At 59.4% G+C, this 17,519-nt stretch carries 16 protein-coding genes; all 16 read left to right on the top strand.

The window, feature by feature from the left end; all coding sequences use genetic code 11:
- The first annotated feature begins 5 nt into the window (after positions 1-5).
- Positions 6-779 (top strand): glucose-1-phosphate cytidylyltransferase, encoded by a 774-nt coding sequence (rfbF, locus tag J3P88_RS22455; RefSeq protein WP_079305235.1) that lies wholly within the window; start codon positions 6-8, stop codon positions 777-779.
- On the top strand, positions 770-1,843 hold the full coding sequence (rfbG, locus tag J3P88_RS22450; RefSeq protein ID WP_434576584.1) for a CDP-glucose 4,6-dehydratase: 1,074 nt from the start codon (positions 770-772) through the stop codon (positions 1,841-1,843). Before rfbF ends, rfbG begins: the two co-directional genes overlap by 10 nt.
- Positions 1,840-2,400 (top strand): dTDP-4-dehydrorhamnose 3,5-epimerase, encoded by a 561-nt coding sequence (gene rfbC, locus J3P88_RS22445; protein ID WP_434571688.1) that lies wholly within the window; start codon positions 1,840-1,842, stop codon positions 2,398-2,400. Before rfbG ends, rfbC begins: the two co-directional genes overlap by 4 nt.
- Complete coding sequence (locus J3P88_RS22440; protein ID WP_434571686.1) at positions 2,397-3,623, top strand: methyltransferase domain-containing protein; 1,227 nt, start codon at positions 2,397-2,399, stop codon at positions 3,621-3,623. Before rfbC ends, J3P88_RS22440 begins: the two co-directional genes overlap by 4 nt.
- Positions 3,620-4,477 (top strand): NAD-dependent epimerase/dehydratase family protein, encoded by an 858-nt coding sequence (locus J3P88_RS22435; protein ID WP_186704650.1) that lies wholly within the window; start codon positions 3,620-3,622, stop codon positions 4,475-4,477. Before J3P88_RS22440 ends, J3P88_RS22435 begins: the two co-directional genes overlap by 4 nt.
- The gene (locus J3P88_RS22430) at positions 4,467-5,537 is read left to right on the top strand and encodes a class I SAM-dependent methyltransferase (protein ID WP_434571684.1); all 1,071 of its coding nucleotides are present in this window, start codon (positions 4,467-4,469) and stop codon (positions 5,535-5,537) included. The genes J3P88_RS22435 and J3P88_RS22430 overlap by 11 nt, the downstream gene beginning before the upstream one ends.
- 16 nt (positions 5,538-5,553) lie before the next feature.
- Entirely contained in the window at positions 5,554-6,291 is a 738-nt protein-coding gene (locus tag J3P88_RS22425) for a cephalosporin hydroxylase family protein (protein WP_186704652.1), read from the top strand.
- A gap of 50 nt (positions 6,292-6,341) precedes the next feature.
- Positions 6,342-9,275, top strand: coding sequence for a TIGR00180 family glycosyltransferase (locus tag J3P88_RS22420; protein WP_434571682.1), 2,934 nt, complete (start codon positions 6,342-6,344; stop codon positions 9,273-9,275).
- 26 nt (positions 9,276-9,301) lie between these two features.
- The gene (gene pseB, locus J3P88_RS22415) at positions 9,302-10,303 is read left to right on the top strand and encodes a UDP-N-acetylglucosamine 4,6-dehydratase (inverting) (protein WP_186704654.1); all 1,002 of its coding nucleotides are present in this window, start codon (positions 9,302-9,304) and stop codon (positions 10,301-10,303) included.
- Complete coding sequence (gene pseC, locus J3P88_RS22410; protein ID WP_434571680.1) at positions 10,300-11,460, top strand: UDP-4-amino-4,6-dideoxy-N-acetyl-beta-L-altrosamine transaminase; 1,161 nt, start codon at positions 10,300-10,302, stop codon at positions 11,458-11,460. The genes pseB and pseC overlap by 4 nt, the downstream gene beginning before the upstream one ends.
- Positions 11,461-11,466: 6 nt before the next feature.
- Positions 11,467-12,168, top strand: coding sequence for a pseudaminic acid cytidylyltransferase (pseF, locus tag J3P88_RS22405; protein ID WP_186728610.1), 702 nt, complete (start codon positions 11,467-11,469; stop codon positions 12,166-12,168).
- Positions 12,165-13,670: a UDP-2,4-diacetamido-2,4,6-trideoxy-beta-L-altropyranose hydrolase gene (pseG, locus tag J3P88_RS22400; RefSeq protein ID WP_434571678.1), complete on the top strand. Its 1,506-nt coding sequence runs from the start codon at positions 12,165-12,167 to the stop codon at positions 13,668-13,670. Before pseF ends, pseG begins: the two co-directional genes overlap by 4 nt.
- On the top strand, positions 13,663-14,715 hold the full coding sequence (pseI, locus tag J3P88_RS22395) for a pseudaminic acid synthase (protein WP_186728612.1): 1,053 nt from the start codon (positions 13,663-13,665) through the stop codon (positions 14,713-14,715). The genes pseG and pseI overlap by 8 nt, the downstream gene beginning before the upstream one ends.
- A 197-nt stretch (positions 14,716-14,912) precedes the next feature.
- Complete coding sequence (locus J3P88_RS22390; protein ID WP_186704659.1) at positions 14,913-15,839, top strand: ketoacyl-ACP synthase III; 927 nt, start codon at positions 14,913-14,915, stop codon at positions 15,837-15,839.
- Positions 15,840-15,923: 84 nt separating this feature from the next.
- Positions 15,924-17,216, top strand: coding sequence for a motility associated factor glycosyltransferase family protein (locus tag J3P88_RS22385; RefSeq protein WP_434571675.1), 1,293 nt, complete (start codon positions 15,924-15,926; stop codon positions 17,214-17,216).
- Positions 17,213-17,482 (top strand): hypothetical protein, encoded by a 270-nt coding sequence (locus tag J3P88_RS22380; RefSeq protein ID WP_434571673.1) that lies wholly within the window; start codon positions 17,213-17,215, stop codon positions 17,480-17,482. Before J3P88_RS22385 ends, J3P88_RS22380 begins: the two co-directional genes overlap by 4 nt.
- The last annotated feature ends 37 nt before the right edge of the window (positions 17,483-17,519 follow it).

The raw sequence follows: 17,519 nt of genomic DNA, 5'->3' as shown, positions 1-17,519 counted from the left end.
AGACGATGAAGGCAGTTATCTTGGCAGGTGGTCTCGGCACGCGAATCAGCGAAGAATCCCACCTCAAGCCCAAGCCGATGATCGAGATCGGCGGCAAGCCAATTCTTTGGCACATCATGAAGCAGTATTCCGCCCACGGAATCCACGACTTCGTCATTTGCCTGGGCTACAAGGGCTATGCCATCAAGGATTTTTTCGCCAACTACTTCCTGCACACCTCTGACGTCACCTTCGATATGTGCAACAACCGCATGGACGTTCATCAGAACTACAGCGAGCCGTGGCGCGTGACATTGATCGACACCGGTGAGGACACCATGACCGGTGGGCGTCTGCGTCGGGCGGCACGTTACCTGGAAAATGAAGAGGCGTTCTGCTTCACCTATGGTGATGGCGTGTCGGACCTCAATATTGGCGCGCTCGTGGATTTTCATTTGTCTCACGGCAAGCTTGCCACCGTGACGGCAGTCCAGCCCCCCGGGCGTTACGGTGCGTTGGAGCGCGACGGCGATAGCGTTCTGGGTTTCACTGAAAAACCTCGAGGTGACGGTGGCTGGATAAATGGGGGCTTCTTTGTGCTCTCGCCAAAAGTCTTGCCTTTTATCACCGATGACCAAACGTCCTGGGAGGCTGAGCCGCTGGCTGCGTTGGCGAGCGAGCAGCAGCTCCAGGCGTTCCAGCACGATGGTTTCTGGCATCCAATGGACACCCTGCGGGATAAAAACCACCTCGAAGCCCTGTGGCAAAGCGGCGAGGCCCCATGGAAACAATGGTCTTGAATCCGGAGTTCTGGCGTGGCAAGCGCGTACTGGTCACCGGCCATACCGGCTTCAAGGGCAGTTGGCTGACGCTGTGGTTGCAAAGCCTGGGGGCCAAGGTCAGTGGCTTTTCCCTTGACCCGGCCACCCAGCCAAACCTGTTCGAGCTGGCCCGCGTGGGCGAGGGCATCGATGACCGGCGCGGTGATTTGCGCGACCTGGGCGCGTTGCTGGAATTGCTGGCGGACGTGCAGCCGGAGATCGTCCTGCATCTGGCGGCGCAGCCGTTGGTGCGCGAAGGTTATCGCGACCCGTTGGGCACGTATTCCAGCAACGTCATGGGCACGCTCAACCTGCTGGAAGCGGTTCGCCAAGTGGGTGGGGTCAAGGCGTGTGTACTGGTTACCACCGATAAGGTCTACGCCAATCAGGAATGGTTATGGCCCTACCGCGAAAACGAGCCTTTGGGCGGTCACGATCCCTATAGCAGCAGCAAGGCCTGCTGCGAATTGCTGGCGCAGTCTTATGCCGCCTCATTCTTCTCGGCTGAGCGCTATGCCGAGCATGGTTTGGCCCTGGCCACGGCGCGGGCCGGCAACGTACTGGGCGGCGGTGATTTCGCGCCCGAGCGCCTGATCCCCGACGTGCTTAAAGCGTGGTCGGCAGACGAGCCGGTGACGCTGCGTTATCCACAGGCCGTTCGTCCGTGGCAGCACGCCCTGGAACCGTTGGCTGGTTACCTGTTATTGGCTGAATGCCTGTATCAGCAGGGACCAGAGTTCGCCGGCGCCTGGAACTTTGGTCCGGGTGAAGCCGATATGTGCAGCGTAGGTGAAGTCGTCCAGCTGTTGGCCGAGCGCTGGCCGCAAGCGCCGGGCCTGCGCATCGAACCGAGCAATTTGCATGAGGCCGGCCTGTTGCGCCTGGACAGCAGCCGCGCCCGGCAGCTGCTCGGCTGGCAGCCACGTTGGTCGTTGCAACAATGCCTGGCCCAGACCCTGGATTGGCATTTGGCGTGGCAGAACGGTGACGACATGCGTCAAGTCACCCTCGGTCAACTGAACCTGTACCGAGGCGCGTTGTGAGCGAGTTTTCCTTGAAGGCATTGCCGCTGGCCGATCTGTTCAGCGTCCAGCACAAACGCTTCGAAGACCAGCGCGGGCATTTCGCCCGGCTGTTCTGCGAAGGCAGCCTGAGCGCATTTGGCCAGCCGTTCCATATCCGCCAGATCAACCACTCCTGCACACGTGAGCGCGGTAGCGTGCGCGGGTTGCATTATCAGAACGCGGCGCAGCCGGAAGCCAAGCTGATCACGTGCTTGCGTGGCGAAGTCTGGGATGTGGCGGTGGATTTGCGCCCCGATTCCGAGAGTTTCCTGCATTGGCATGCCGAGCACCTGAAGGCCGGCGATGGCCGCAGCCTATTGATCCCGGCGGGGTTCGCCCATGGGTTCCAGACCCTCACCGACGACGCGGAGCTGCTTTACTTGCACAGTGCCGACTACGCTCCCGAGCACGAGGGTGGCCTGTCGGTGAATGATCCGCGGCTGGCAATTGCCTGGCCGCTGCCTGTCAATAATCTGTCGAGTCGGGACAGCAACCATCCCTTGCTTGACGAGCGTTTCGCTGGAGTGCGTCTATGAACTGCCGAGGTTGTGGGACTGCCCTGGCTTTGCCTTTGATCGATCTCGGTACTTCGCCGCCATCCAACGCTTATGTGCGGGCCGACCAATTGGATCAGGCCGAGCAGTGGGTGCCGCTCAAGGTCGCGGTATGCCAGCAATGCTGGTTGGTGCAGACCGAGGATTACACCCGCGCGGACACATTGTTCGACGCCGAGTATGCCTATTTCAGTTCTTTTTCCAGCACCTGGCTGGCCCACGCCGAGCGCTACGTTGCCGAGATGGTCGAGCGCTTCGACCTGAGTGCCGGCAGTCGCGTGGTGGAAATTGCCGCCAACGATGGCTACCTGTTGCAGTACGTGGCCAAGCGCGGTATTCCGTGCCTGGGCGTCGAGCCGACACGCAGCACCGCAGAGGCCGCCCGTGCCAAAGGCCTGGAGATCCGTGAGTTATTCTTCGGTCGCGAAACGGCCACGCAACTGATCGGCGAAGGCTGGGCAGCGGATTTGATGGCGGCCAACAACGTATTGGCCCACGTGCCGGACATCAATGATTTCCTCGCCGGCTTTGCCACTCTGCTCAAGCCAACCGGCGTCGCCACGTTCGAGTTTCCGCAACTGCTCACATTGATGGCCGGGCAGCAGTTCGACACGCTGTACCACGAACATTTTTCCTACTTGTCGCTGACGTCCGTGCAGACCCTGTGCGAGCGCAATGGGCTTGAAGTATTCGATGTCAGCCAACTGTCGACCCACGGCGGCTCGTTGCGAGTCTTCGTCCAGCGGATCGATGGAGTCCGGCGTCCGGTCCAATCTTCAGTGCAACAACAATTGCAGGCCGAACGGGAGGCAGGCGTGAAAACCGCCGCCTACTACGCCACCCTGGCGCCAGCCGCCGAAGCGATCAAGCATGGCTTGCTACGCTTTTTGCTACAGGCCAAGGCCGATGGCAAGCGTGTGGTCGGTTATGGCGCGGCCGCCAAGGGCAACACCTTGCTCAACTACGCCGGGGTCAAGCCTGACTTGCTGGCGTGGGTGGCGGATGCCAATCCGCACAAGCAGGGTAAGTATTTACCGGGCAGTCGGATTCCTATTGTGTCGCCTGAGCGTATCGCAATAGAGAAACCCGACTACGTGCTCGTCCTGCCCTGGAATTTGCTGAGCGAAGTCAGCCAGCAGCTGGTTGAGGTTCGTCAATGGGGTGGGCAATTCGTCATCGCGGTGCCTGAGTTAACGCTGCTATGAAAGTTTTAGTAACTGGCGCCACCGGGTTTGTAGGCCGTCATCTGGTCGCGGCCTTGCTCGCTCGCGGGTGTCAGGTCCGGGCGGTTGCGCGCCGGGAAGAGCCGGCCAGGGAGTTGCCCTGGTTCGACCAGGTTGAATTCGTCGCGGCCGATGTCTACGCAGAAGCGCTGGACGTTGTTGCATTGGTGGAGGATGTCGATGCCTTGGCGCATCTGGCGTGGCCGGGGCTGCCGAACTACCAGGCTCTGTTTCATTTCGAACATAACTTGATGGCCGATTATCAGTTCATCAAAGAGGCTGTCGTGGCGGGTGTGGGACAGGTGCTGGTCACAGGTACCTGTTTCGAGTACGGCCTGCAGAGCGGACCGCTCGATGAGCAGACTGCGCCGCAACCGGCCAACCCTTACGGCTTGGCGAAAAATACCTTGCGCCTGTTTCTTGAACACCTGCAGCGCGAGCACCCGTTTACCTTGCAGTGGGCACGTTTGTTCTATTTGTACGGCACCGGTCAGAACCCCACCAGCCTGCTCGCGGCGCTGGACCGGGCCATCGATACCCAGGCGCCAGTATTCGATATGTCGGGGGGCGAGCAATTGCGCGATTACCTGGCAATCGAAACAGCGAGTGCTTATCTGGCGGGGCTGCTGTCGCAGCGCGAATTCAATGGGGTCGTCAATTGCTCAAGTGGTGAACCGGTGTCGGTTCGCGCGCTGGTAGAAGCACGGCTGCGCGAGCGTGGCGCGGCCATTCGCCTGAACTTGGGCCACTATCCCTATCCGACTCACGAACCCATGGCGTTCTGGGGCGTGGCCGAACGTTTGCAAACCTTGTTGGGAGCCGAACATGACGCTTGAGCTGTACCGGGCCACCGGCCTTCCGGTTCTGCAGAACCGTACCTTCGCCGATGAGCAGTCAGCCAAAACCTCGGCGAGTGCCGACATGGTGTTGGTCCAGGACGAAGTGAGCGGGTTGGTTTTCAACCAGGCGTTCGATGCCGACAAGCTCAGCTATGACAGCGACTACCAGAATGAACAGGCCCATTCCGGTCAGTTTCAGAAACATCTTGCTGACGTGGAAGGCATCATCGCCCGGCATTTCAGCGGCCAGGAATTGATCGAGGTCGGTTGCGGCAAAGGCTATTTCCTGGAGCTGCTCAAGGAGCGTGGTTACGCAATCACGGGTATCGACCCGGCCTATGAGGGCAATAACGCAGATGTCATCAAGGCGCCGTTTACCCGTGACCTCGGGCTTTCGGCTGACGCGGTCGTGCTGCGTCATGTGCTGGAGCATATTCAGGATCCGGTGGCTTTCCTCGCCGAAATCTCAGCGGCCAACCAGGGCGGACAGATTTACATCGAAGTGCCGTGCCTGGACTGGATCCTGGAGCATCGAGCCTGGTTCGACCTGTTCTACGAACACGTCAATTATTTCCGCCTTGACGACCTGCGGCGGATGTTCGGCACGGTGCATGAGGCGGGGCATCTGTTCGGCGGTCAGTACCTGTACATCGTTGCCGATCTGGCCACGTTGCGCCTGAAGCCGGAACAGCCCGTTCCAGCCTTGCAAATGCCCGATGGATTCACCGCCAGCCTCGGTCATGCCGTGCAGATCGTCCAGGCTGCGCCGCAACAAGGCTCGGCGATCTGGGGGGCTTCCTCCAAGGGCGTGATCTATTCGCTATTCCTGCAACGAGCCGGTGTTGCAGTGGACTGCGTGGTGGATATCAACCCGGCCAAGCAGGGGCGGTATCTGCCGTTGTCGGGCGCCCGGGTATCTTCGCCGAAAGAAGCTATGAATGCGCTGCCCGAAGGCGCCAACCTGTTCGTAATGAACTCCAATTACCTCGAAGAGATCAAGCGGATGACGGGTGGGCGCTACGTCTACCACGCCGTTGACAGCGCTTCGTTCCAATAACCACGAGATTCGAAAAATGACCGACAACACTATCCATAAAGCTTTCGAAGCCCAATGCCAGACCGAAATCGCCGGTCAGGGCCAAGATCAGAAACTCGTCGGCTTGGCCAAGGCGTTTTTCAACGAATCGGCCCGCCACAAGTACAGCTACCATTTTTCATGGATGGGGCGACCGATCATCCAACTGCCGCAGGACATGATGGCCATGCAGGAATTGATCTGGCAGATCAAGCCTGACCTGATCATCGAATGCGGTATCGCCCATGGCGGTTCGATCATTTATTACGCTTCGTTGCTGGAGTTGCAGGGCCACGGCGAAGTGCTGGGCATCGACCTGGATATTCGTCCCCATAACCGCGAAGCCATCGAGAGCCATCCGATGAGTAAACGCATCTCAATGATCGAGGGTTCGAGCATCGATCCGGCCATTGCCGAGCAGGTCCATGCGGCGGCGAAAGGTAAAAAGGTCATTTTGGTTCTCGACTCCAACCACACCCATGACCATGTCCTCGAAGAGCTGCGCCTGTACGCGCCGCTGGTTTCGGTGGGCAGCTATTGCGTGGTGATGGACACCGTGGTCGAAGACATGCCAGCGGACTTTTTCCCGGATCGCCCATGGGGCCCTGGCGATAACCCGAAAACCGCCGTGTGGAAATACCTTGAGGAAAACGCTGATTTTGAAATTGACCAGCAATTGCAGAACAAGCTGCTGATCACCGTTGCTCCAGACGGTTATCTGCGTCGGGTTCGTTAATCCATCCGTTTCAAGTCATTGGCGTCTGGCAGGTTGTGGGGACAGGAAATATGCAGGTTCGAAACAATATTCAAAACAACGTGGCACCGCTGAACGAGCGGTTCACCGTGGTGGTGATCTCCCACAACCGCAGCGCATTCCTGCGGCGTACATTGCATTACTACAGCAGCTATCCGTGTTCGGTACTGGTGCTTGATTCGTCGGTTGAGCGCGATGAGCAGATCGCCCGGGATTTTCCCTCGGTCGATTATCGACACTTGCCTCAGTTCACCTACAAGGGACTGCAGGACAAACTGGTGTATGGCGTCAACCAGGTCACGACACCGTACATGGTGTTTGCCGCCGATGATGATTTCTTGCTGCACGATGCGTTGACCGAATCGGTGGAGTTTCTCGAAGCCAACCCCGACTATGGCCTGTGCCATGGCTACGGGATCATGTATCTGTCGTGTGCGACCGAAGTGAATTACTTCCGTCGCGATCGAAAGGTGCATGAGGATTACAACAGCGAGCTGGCCGAAGACCGGGTCATTCGCTTCATGGACCAGTTCCTGCCGCCATTTTATGCCGTGACCCGAACTGATCTGCTGCAACAGTGGTATGGCCTGTTGCCGCGGGGCACCAGTTTCGAATGGCAGGAGATCGGCCACACCTTTTATCTGCTGGCCTGCGCCAAGGCACGGATCCTGCCGATTCCATTTGCCGTTCGCGAGGCCAATTACGGCGGTTCCGAGCACAACACCAATGTGTTGACCGTGCTTAGCTACAAGGACGCCAAAAGCGTTGCCGAGCGCGAGCAATTCGCCGAGTTCCTGGCATCCCTTCCAACGCCGTTGCGCGAGCAAGCGCACGGACGTGCCAAGCAGATTGCTCTGGACAGTTTCGCGGCCATGGCTGACTGCCTGCAGCAAGGGCGTTCACTCAAGGGTACACAGATCATTCGCTCGGCCTGGCCGCAGGCCGGTAGTGAGCCAGTGCGTTCGTTTGGCCCGCAACAATTTGTCGAGATGCCTTTTTACAACCTGCGAGTATTCAATCTCCTGACCCAGTTTGAATTTCTGTTGCACGCCATGCCGGCCGGGCGCCTGCAACTTCAGCAATTGGAAGGTATTCTGCTGCGCCAACACGAACTGATGCGCGTGCAACCCAATGACAACGAGCGCACGATACGCAGTCGTTTGTGGGAGGCCCAGGGCCTGTATGCGTTCAACCGTACCGTGGTCAAGCGCTTGGCCGAATCGTTGAAGAACAGCGACGAGCCCGAGGAAGCCGTGAAATTGCAGGCTTGGGCCGATCGCCTGGACTCGGTGCCGGGACAGCAGGGCCGCCGGTTACTGGAAAACATGCACTCCGGTCGCTTGTTGAACTGGCTTGAAGCGCGTAACCCTGATGAACAGCAACTCAAGTCCATCGCTGCCCATCTGGCCGAGCATCAGGGCGGGCCGCGGTTTGGCGTCCTGTTGCTGGATCTGGAAGCAGACATGTTCAAGTTGCAGGCCACCTTCGACAGCCTGGTCAATAGCCATTGCAAAGCATTCAATGTCGTGGTGTTCACCACGGGTGACCTGCCGGCGACCACCTCGGTACATGACACCGTGCACTTCGTTAAAGTCAGCACGACTAATTATGTCGAGCGCATCAACCAGGTCATTGAACAGTCCACCGCCGACTGGATGGTGCTGGTCGAGGCCGGTGACCAGTTCACCCAAAACGGCCTGCTACGCGCCAGCCTAGAATTGATCGGTGCCGAAGGTGTGCGCGCCGTGGCCATGGATGAAATCCAGCGCAAGGCTGACGGCAGCCTCACCGACGTGTTCCGTCCGGGTGTCAACCTCGATCTGCTGCAATCGGTGCCCTCGTTGATGGCGCGTCACTGGCTGATTCGCCGTGATGTACTGGCCCAGGCTCGCGGCTTTACCGCTGAATACACTCAGGCCCTGGAACTGGATCTGTTGTTGCGCCTGATTGAAGACGCAGGGTTGGGCGGCCTGGCACACCTGGCCGAGCCGTTGTTGATCTGCAATGCTCCGGCAGAGGAAGAGAATCCTCAGGAGCGTCAGGTCCTGACACGTCATCTGGCTGCCCGAGGATATCGCGCCCAAGTCACCTCGGCACAGCCGCTGACGTACCAGATCGATTACCAGCACGCCGAGCGGCCCCTGGTATCGATCATTCTCGAAAGTCGGGACAACTTTGAACAAGTACAGCAGGCGCTGGTCAGCGTGCTGCAGCGCACGCGCTACCATCGCCATGAAATTCTGATCGCGGACAATCATAGCCAGTCCGAAGCGTTGGCCCAGTGGCTCGACAGTCTTGAAGGGAAGGGCGATCGGATCCGCATCCTGCGCAGCGACCGACGCCTCAGCGTCTCGGCCCTGAATAACTGGGCGAGTGCCCAGGCCAAAGGGGAGTACCTGATCCTACTATCGTCCCAGGTACAGGTGGTCAACGCCAACTGGCTCGACAGTCTGCTCAATCAGGCACAGCGGCCTGAAGTGGGGATCGTCGGCAGCAAACAAATGGACATACGCGGTATCACGACCCAGGCTGGCCTGGTGCTCGCTCCCGACGGCCAGGTGAACTCGGTATTTGTGGGCGAACGCAAGGACGCCAAGGGCTACCTCAACGGCCACCAAGTGGAGCAGAACTACTCGGCGGTGTCCGGCGTTTGCCTGATGATCCGCAAAGACTTGTTCGAAGCCGTTGGCGGCCTGGACGAGGATCAATTCGCCGAGGCCTTTGCCGATGTCGACCTTTGCCTGAAAACCGCCGACGCGGGTTATATCACGGTCTGGACACCCCAGGCCCAGATGCTGCACGCCGGTACGTTCCCCGATGCGCCGGAGGCGGCCGACGCCTTGCGCAACAAGTGGCAGGCGCGCTTCGACCATGACGCGGCCCGGAACCCGAACCTGGCCTTGACCGGCACCGGTTTTGCGTTGGGCGCCGCCACGGCTGTCGATTGGGCGCGGTTGCTCGCATAAGCCTGCCAGGCAAAAGGAATCAGGGTATGTTCAACGGTAAATCGATTTTCATCTCAGGCGGCACCGGCTCGTTCGGGCGCAACTTCATCCGCCGGTTGCTGGAGCAATACCAGCCCAAGCGCGTGGTGGTGTTTTCCCGCGACGAACTCAAGCAGTATGAGATGCAACAGACCTTCAACGCCCCGTGCATGCGTTATTTCCTGGGAGACGTGCGCGATGCCGATCGCCTGCGCCAGGCCATGCGTGGCATCGATTACGTGGTGCATGCCGCGGCCCTCAAGCAGGTGCCGGCGGCGGAATACAATCCCACCGAATGTATTCGTACCAACGTCAATGGCGCCGAAAACATCATCGCAGCGGCCATCGACAACGGCGTGAAAAAGGTCGTTGCGTTGTCCACTGACAAAGCGGCCAGCCCGATCAATCTGTACGGCGCGACCAAGTTGCTGTCGGACAAACTGTTCGTCGCCGCCAACAATATCGCGGGCGAACAGCAGACCCGCTTCGCCGTGGTGCGCTATGGCAACGTTGCGGGCTCCCGGGGCTCGGTGGTGCCGTTCTTCAGCAAGCTTATTGCTGAGGGTGCCACCGAATTACCGATTACCGATGAGCGCATGACTCGCTTCTGGATCACCCTCGATCACGGCGTGCAATTTGTGCTCGACAGTTTCGCCCGCATGCATGGCGGCGAGGTGTTCGTGCCGAAGATCCCGTCGATTCGCATCGTCGACCTGGCGTCGGGCATGGCGGGTCATTTGCCTCATAAGAACGTCGGCATTCGGCCTGGTGAAAAGCTTCATGAGTTGATGGTGCCGCTGGACGATGCGCGCATGACCATCGAGTTCGCCGATCATTACACGATCCAGCCATCGATTCGCTTCACCAGCGTGGACGTGGATTTCGCTGTGGATAACCTGGGTGAACGCGGCAGGCCCGTCGCGGAGGATTTCGAGTATCGCTCCGACACCAATCCGCACTTTCTGTCGGTGGAGCAGATCGCAGATTTGCACGCCCGGCTGTCGGTATGATTCCTTACGGTCGGCAAAGCCTCGATCAGGCGGACATCGATGCCGTGATGGCCGTGTTGCAGTCCGATTGGCTGACGCAAGGGCCTGCGATCGAGCGCTTTGAACAGGCCATGGCCCGCCGCTGCCAGGCCGGCCATGCCGTGGCGGTGTGCAACGCGACCGCCGCGCTGCACATTGCTTGCCTGGCGGCGGGGCTTGGGCCGGGGGATCGCTTGTGGACCACACCCAACACCTTCCTGGCCTCGGCCAACTGCGGCCGATATTGTGGCGCGCAGGTGGATTTCGTCGATATCGATCCGCTGACCTGGAATCTGGACGCCGTTGCCATGGCCGCAAAGCTTGAAAAGGCCGAGCGTAACGGGACCCTGCCCAAGGTGTTGGTGGCGGTAGCGTTCTCCGGGCAAAGCTGTGACATGCGTGAAATCGCCCGCTTGTCCGAGCGTTACGGTTTCACGGTCATCGAGGACGCCTCTCACGCGGTGGGAGCCTCTTATGCCGGCAGGCCGGTGGGGTGTGGCGAATTCGCGGATATGACGGTGTTCAGTTTCCACCCGGTGAAAATCATAACCAGCGCCGAAGGCGGGATGGTCCTGACCAATCGCCCGGAGCTGGCGCAGCACCTGCAACGTCTGCGCAGCCATGGGATGACCCGTGACGCTGAACAGATGAGCGAGCCTAGCCATGGGCCTTGGTACTACCAGCAGGTGGAGTTGGGTTTCAATTACCGCATCACGGATCTTCAAGCTGCCCTGGGGCTTTCCCAGTTGAATAAGCTTGAAGGTTTCATCGCCCGGCGTCGTGAACTGGCGGCGCGCTATAACCGCTTGCTGAATGGTTTGCCACTGACCTTGCCCGGTTTGCAACCCGAGGCCGAATCGGCTTGGCATTTGTATGTAGTACGCTTGCGGCTCGACGAGATATCCCTCGATCATCGTCAGGTCTTCGAAGGCTTGCGTGCGGCAGGGATTGGCGTGAACCTGCACTACATACCGGTCCACCTGCAGCCGTATTACTGCGATCTGGGATTTGCCCAGGGTGATTATCCACAGGCCGAGCGTTATTACGCCGAGGCCATCAGTCTGCCGATGTTTCCTTCCCTCAGCGACGAGGAGCAAGAGTATGTGGTTGGGCAACTGCAACGATTACTCGAGGAGTAACGACGCGTGAGCGCAATCGCGATCATTCCCGCCCGTGGCGGCAGCAAGCGTATTCCTCGCAAAAACCTGAAACCGTTCGATGGCGTGCCGATGATTGCCCGTTCGATTCGCACGGCGCTGGAATCGGGGTTGTTCAACGAAGTGATCGTCAGCACCGATGATGAGGAAATTGCCGAAGTGGCAAAGGCTCACGGTGCGCAAGTGCCATTCTTGCGGCCGGCAGCGTTGGCGGATGATTTCACTGGGACGGCGGCGGTGATCGCTCATGCCCTGGATGAGCTGCGTGAACGACCGTTCGAATTCGCCTGTTGCATCTATGCCACGGCACCCCTGCTGCAAGCTCGGTTTCTGCGTAAAGGTTTTGACTTGCTGCGCGGGCATCCCGACAAATCGTTCGCATTTTCCGTGAGCACTTTCGGCTTCCCCGTACAGCGTGCACTGACCTTGGACGATCAGGGCGCGTTGACGCCGCTGTATCCGCAATTTCGCGATATCCGCTCCCAGGACCTGGCCGAAGCTTTCCAGGATGCCGGCCAATTCTATTGGGGGCGGCGGGACGCCTGGTTGCGTGGCGATGCATTGTTTTCGTCCAAAAGCCTGCCGGTCGTGTTGCCTCGTTATTTGGTGCAAGACATCGATACAGCCGAAGATTGGAAGCGCGCCGAGTATCTCTACGCCGCTTTGAGAGCGGGCGGTGAATTGCAATGAGAGTGCTGATTCGCGCCGACGCTTCGCCCACCATAGGCAGCGGGCATATTGCCCGTTGTCTGACTTTGGCGCGGGTGTTGCGCGAGCAGGGTGCGCACGTCGCGTTTGCCTGCCGGCTGCTCACCGGGCATCGCCTGCATGCCCTGGAGGCCGAGGGCTTCGAGACGTTCGCCCTGCCCAACTTTTATCCCGGGGAAGATCCGCAACAGGCCATCGAGTCGTTGCTGCCCTGGCAAGCAGATATCGATGCGTTGGAACGAGCCTTGGCCGGCCGGCCCGGTTTCGACTGGATCATCGTTGACCATTATGGCCTGGATCATCATTGGCAGACCGCTGCCCGGCGCTTTGCGCCAAGGATCATGGCGGTGGACGACTTGGCGACTCGGACTTATAGCGTAGACCTCTTGCTCAATCAGAACCTGTCCGGCACGCAAGCGGCGTATGAAGGGTTGCTTCCCGAGGAATGCCGTACGCTGCTGGGCCCGCGCTACGCGTTGTTGCGCGAGGAATTCCGTTGCGAGGCGATTGACATAAAACCCAAGGTCAAGCGCGTGATCGTCAACTTTGGCGGGTTTGATGCGGCTATGCAGACCCATCAGGCGATGCTGGCGCTGGCGGATTACCCAGGGCTGGAAGTGGATTTTGTGGCGGGCGCGGACAACCCGGCTTGGGCTCGGATGGAACGGATGGCGGCGAGTCGGCCCCACTGGCGATTGCACAGTTTCGTCAGTCATTTTCATCAGCTCATGTTGGAGGCCGATCTGTTCATTGGTGCCGGTGGCGGAACCAGTTGGGAGCGGGCAGCCGTGGGATTGCCCACGATCTGTATCACGGTATCGAACAATCAGCAGGCTAACAGTGACGTAATGGCGACATTCGGTGCCCATATTTACCTTGGCCCTAGAGAGAACGTCACGGTTGAACAGTTGCGCCAGGCCATCGGATTCGTCGTGGATAACCAGGGGGTGCGCAAGAGCTTGGCACAGCACTCCCGGCGACTGGTCGATGGCTTGGGCGTCTCACGCGTCGCCGTCGCGCTGGCCGGTGCCTTGTTGCGGGTTCGTCCGGCCACGCAAGCTGACGCCCGTCTGCTTTTCGAGGGGCGTAATGCCGAGGCCGTTCGCCGAGTATCGCTGGATCATTCGGTCATCGACTGGGATCGTCATTGCCAATGGCTGCAAGCCAGCCTGGTCAATCCACAGCGCTTGCTGTTGATTGGCGAAGCGTCCGATGGTCCCGTCGGCGCACTGCGTTATGACTTGCAAGGCAGCGAAGCGCTGATATCGATTTATCTGTTCGAGAACCGCCTGGGCATGGGGTGGGGCAGGGCACTGTTGGCCCATGGTGAGGCGTTTGCTAGCGCCCACTGGCCGCAACTGCGCAGTTTTACCGCTCAGGTTCTGTCCGGCAATCAAGCGTCTCTGGCGCTGTTCCGCCAGGCAGGTTTCAGTCGGGGCACATGCGTGTTCAACCGGGTATTGAAGGATGAAGTTCATGAGTAGTTTCAAGATCGGCCAGCGCAGCATCGGGGCTGACGCGCCGCCTTTCATCATTGCCGAGATGAGCGGCAACCATAACCAATCCCTGGAGGTGGCCTTGCAGATCGTCGAAGCCGCCGCCCGGGCCGGTGCTCATGCGTTGAAGCTACAGACCTACACCGCCGATACCATGACGCTGGATCTGAGCGAAGGCGAGTTCTTCATCAAGGACCCCAACAGCCTTTGGGCTGGAACATCGCTCTATGATTTATACCAAAAGGCCCATACGCCGTGGGAATGGCACGCTCCGATTTTCGCCCGGGCCAAGGCGCTGGGCATGCTCGCCTTCTCCACACCGTTCGACGAGACGTCCGTGGGTTTCCTGGAAAGCCTGGACGTGCCGGCCTACAAGATCGCCAGTTTCGAAAACACCGACTTGCCGCTGATTCGCCGGGTCGCCGCTACCGGCAAGCCGCTGATCATTTCCACCGGCATGGCCAGCATTGCCGAACTCGACGAAACCGTGCGTACTGCCCGCGAGGCCGGTTGCAAGGATCTGGTATTGCTCAAGTGCACCAGCACCTATCCGGCGACACCGGCCAACAGCAACGTGCGCACCATCCCCCATTTGCGGGAGTTGTTCGGTTGCGAGGTGGGGTTGTCGGACCATTCCATGGGCGTCGGGGTGTCCGTGGCTGCGGTGGCGCTGGGGGCGACCGTCATTGAAAAACACTTCACTCTGGACCGTGCCGCCGGCGGCGTGGACGCCAGTTTCTCCCTGGAACCGGCAGAGCTGGCAGCGCTGGTGGTCGAAACCGAGCGCGCCTGGCAGGCCATGGGGCAGGTGCGCTACGGCGTGACCGAGGCTGAGCAAAAGTCGCTGGTCTATCGCCGTTCGCTGTATGTCACGCAAGACATGGCTGCCGGCGAAGTGTTTACGTCGCAGAACGTGCGGGCCATCCGCCCGGGCCTCGGACTGGCGCCGAAACATTTGGATTCCCTGATAGGCCATCGCGCCCGCCAGGCCATCAAGCGCGGCACTGCGCTGTCGTGGTCGTTGGTCGAATAGCTTTTTGATCGGGCTTATTCGGCAATTTAGCGTGACCTGCGAGTCATAACGCGCATCTTCACTGTATTGTATTGACCGGGAAGATGGCGCCTGGCCCTTATCAGGACCAGTGATAGCCCTTTACACTTCCCGTTTGTCGGCGCCCCTCGATTCCTTGCGAGCGGTGGTATTGGGCTGTTTTTGATTGGGAAGCCGTAATGATTGGCATAAAAAGCATTGCGAGCTACGTTCCTGTAGCCGGCGTGGACAATTACGCACAAGGTGCGAAGTTTGAAAAGGATGAAGAGTTCATCCTTGGCAAGATCGGTTCCGCCTTCTTGCCACGCAAGGATGACAGTCAGGAAACCTCGGATCTGTGTGTCGAAGCGGCCAATGCGCTGTTTGCCAATAATCCCGATCTAAAGCGCGAATCCATCGATGTACTGATCGTCGTCACCCAGAACGGCGATGAAGAAGGCTTGCCCCACACCGCGGCCATCGTCCAGGACAAGCTCGGTTTGCCCACTAGCGTGGCGGCGTTCGATATTTCCCTGGGCTGCTCGGGTTATGTCTACGGCATCTATGCCATCAAAGGTTTCATGGAAGCCGCCGGCCTGAAGAATGGCCTGTTGGTGACCGCCGACCCATACTCGAAGATCGTCGATCCGGAAGACCGCAACACCACGATGCTGTTCGGCGATGCCGCCACGGCGACGTGGATGGGCGAGGATGCGCCGTGGCAACTGGGCAAGGCCAAGTTTGGCACTGACGGTTCCGGTGCGCCGCACCTGAAGGTCAGCGATGGTGTGTTCTTCATGAACGGTCGCCAGGTGTTCAACTTCGCGTTGCTCAAGGTGCCGGCTCATTTGCATGAGCTGCTGGCCGAGTCTGACCTGCAGGCCAGCGATATCGATGCGTTCTGTATTCACCAAGGCAGCGCGGCGATTGTCGATGCCGTGGCGCGGCGTTTCGAAGGCGAGCCGGAGAAGTTCATCAAGGACATGGTTGAGACCGGAAACACGGTGTCGTCGAGCATTCCGCTGCTGTTGGAGAAGCACGTGCTCGATTCCGACTGGAAACGGGTGGCGTTGAGTGGCTTCGGCGTAGGTCTGTCATGGGGCTCGGCGATCATCTATCGCCCGTGAGCCGATAAAACCCGAGCACAAAAAATAGCGTCCAAGGTGTAACCTTGAACGCTATTTTTTTGCCTGACGCGAAAGCGAGACACCATGAGCGAGTTCTTTGAGCGCAATCTCCAGATTATCCAGCAGCGGTGGCCGGCCGTGGCCGAGCGCTTGTCAATGGAGGATGTTGGTGGCTTGCAAGCCGATCTGGTGGAGGGGCTTGGGTCGACCCTGAGCGTCAACGGTATCCAACTGACCAGTCGCCACGATCGCCTCGCCGAGGCCGACCTGCAAGCCGCCAGCGTGGCGCCGGACGCCTCCATTGTGCATGTCTATGGCACCGGGCTGGGCGATCTGCAGAATCGTTTGCTGGAGCGGGCAGGGCTTGAGCGGTTGTCGGTGCATATCCTCAACGGCGCGGTGTTCGCCCTGGTGCTGCAGGTGCTGGACCAATCGCCCTGGCTTGCCGACCCGAGGGTGGTGTTGCGCTATGCCGGCGATCTGGCGGAAATCCAATTGCCATTTTTTGCGCTCCCCGCCGAGTTGGTGCTGGCCGATGATTACAACGCCAAGATTCGTGATCGGTTGATCAGCGAAATTCATCTGGACTTCACCAACCAGGCGTTTGACCCCCGGTCCCCCGAGATTGTCGAGCGCCTGCAATCGACGTTAAGTCTTGTGCAGGAAGATCGTGACGTTTCCGAGCTGTTCGGCTCCTTGGACGGGCGTGAGGCGTTCGTCATTGCCACCGGTCCCAGTCTTGAGCGGCACTTCGAGAAATTGCGTCACCTGAGCAACCAAACCGAGCGACCATTGTTGATTTGTGTCGATACGGCTTACCGACCGTTGATCGATCATGGCGTTGCCCCGGATATCGTGGTCAGCATCGACCAGCGTATTTCGGCACGTCATCTTCCGCCTGAAGACACCGACGGCATTGCCCTGGTCTATCTGCCGATGGCCGACCCCTTGGTGATCGGAGCGTGGCGGGGAGCGCGTTATGCCGGCTACTCCTCGAGCCCTGTCTACCGTCAGATGCGGGCGCAGCTGCGCCGCGCCGAACTCCATGTAGGCGGCAGCGTGATTCATCCGGCCGTCGACCTGGCGGTGAAAATGGGCGCTGTACAGGTCACGCTCTTCGGTGCCGATTTTGCCTTTCCCCATGACAAGACTCATGCAGGTTGGGGCGACGGTGATTTGGGCCCGCAACTGGGCGCGTCCCGGCATTGGGTGCTCGATGGGTATGGCCGGCGAGTCAAGACCCAACTCAACTTCCGCAGCTACCTCTGTGAGCTGGAACGTTTTATTGCCGGGCACCCCCAGGTGCGGTTCCTCAACAGCAGTCGGGACGGGGCGATGATCGTCGGCACCGATTTCCATCCGGAGTATGCGCAATGACTACGCTTGATGAGGCAATCAATGATGCCCGTGAATGCGCGCGCCTGTTTCGTCTCGGCAGGGACGTTGAGGCGGGTTTGGCGATGGTCGCGCTGGTTGAATCGACTCAGCCCTTGGTTGAACGGATGCCAGGCGATGTCACCACATCATGGAATGGGCTGCTTGCCTTGATGTTCGATGACCAGCAGGCGCAGAACTGGATCTCCCTGGCCGATTACCTTGAGTACGAATGGGTCCAACTGTTGACCGCTGGTCAGGCTATCTAGCTCTCTTGGGCTACGTTCATCACTGGGTATTGCCTTC

This window comes from Pseudomonas sp. Z3-6, assembly GCF_051131985.1.
Taxonomy (GTDB): Bacteria; Pseudomonadota; Gammaproteobacteria; order Pseudomonadales; family Pseudomonadaceae; genus Aquipseudomonas; species Aquipseudomonas zanjanensis.
The sequence above is the reverse complement of the archived record's forward strand: the minus strand, read 5'-3'. Positions and strand labels throughout refer to the sequence as shown.

Excerpts from the sequence above, each read along its gene's own strand:
- rfbF (WP_079305235.1), top strand. The coding sequence starts at position 6 with ATGAAGGCAGTTATCTTGGCAGGTGGTCTCGGCACGCGAATCAGCGAA.
- rfbG (WP_434576584.1), top strand. The coding sequence starts at position 770 with ATGGTCTTGAATCCGGAGTTCTGGCGTGGCAAGCGCGTACTGGTCACC.
- J3P88_RS22440 (WP_434571686.1), top strand. The coding sequence starts at position 2,397 with ATGAACTGCCGAGGTTGTGGGACTGCCCTGGCTTTGCCTTTGATCGAT.
- J3P88_RS22435 (WP_186704650.1), top strand. The coding sequence starts at position 3,620 with ATGAAAGTTTTAGTAACTGGCGCCACCGGGTTTGTAGGCCGTCATCTG.
- J3P88_RS22430 (WP_434571684.1), top strand. The coding sequence starts at position 4,467 with ATGACGCTTGAGCTGTACCGGGCCACCGGCCTTCCGGTTCTGCAGAAC.
- J3P88_RS22425 (WP_186704652.1), top strand. The coding sequence starts at position 5,554 with ATGACCGACAACACTATCCATAAAGCTTTCGAAGCCCAATGCCAGACC.
- J3P88_RS22420 (WP_434571682.1), top strand. The coding sequence starts at position 6,342 with ATGCAGGTTCGAAACAATATTCAAAACAACGTGGCACCGCTGAACGAG.
- pseB (WP_186704654.1), top strand. The coding sequence starts at position 9,302 with ATGTTCAACGGTAAATCGATTTTCATCTCAGGCGGCACCGGCTCGTTC.
- pseC (WP_434571680.1), top strand. The coding sequence starts at position 10,300 with ATGATTCCTTACGGTCGGCAAAGCCTCGATCAGGCGGACATCGATGCC.
- pseG (WP_434571678.1), top strand. The coding sequence starts at position 12,165 with ATGAGAGTGCTGATTCGCGCCGACGCTTCGCCCACCATAGGCAGCGGG.
- pseI (WP_186728612.1), top strand. The coding sequence starts at position 13,663 with ATGAGTAGTTTCAAGATCGGCCAGCGCAGCATCGGGGCTGACGCGCCG.
- J3P88_RS22390 (WP_186704659.1), top strand. The coding sequence starts at position 14,913 with ATGATTGGCATAAAAAGCATTGCGAGCTACGTTCCTGTAGCCGGCGTG.
- J3P88_RS22385 (WP_434571675.1), top strand. The coding sequence starts at position 15,924 with ATGAGCGAGTTCTTTGAGCGCAATCTCCAGATTATCCAGCAGCGGTGG.
- J3P88_RS22380 (WP_434571673.1), top strand. The coding sequence starts at position 17,213 with ATGACTACGCTTGATGAGGCAATCAATGATGCCCGTGAATGCGCGCGC.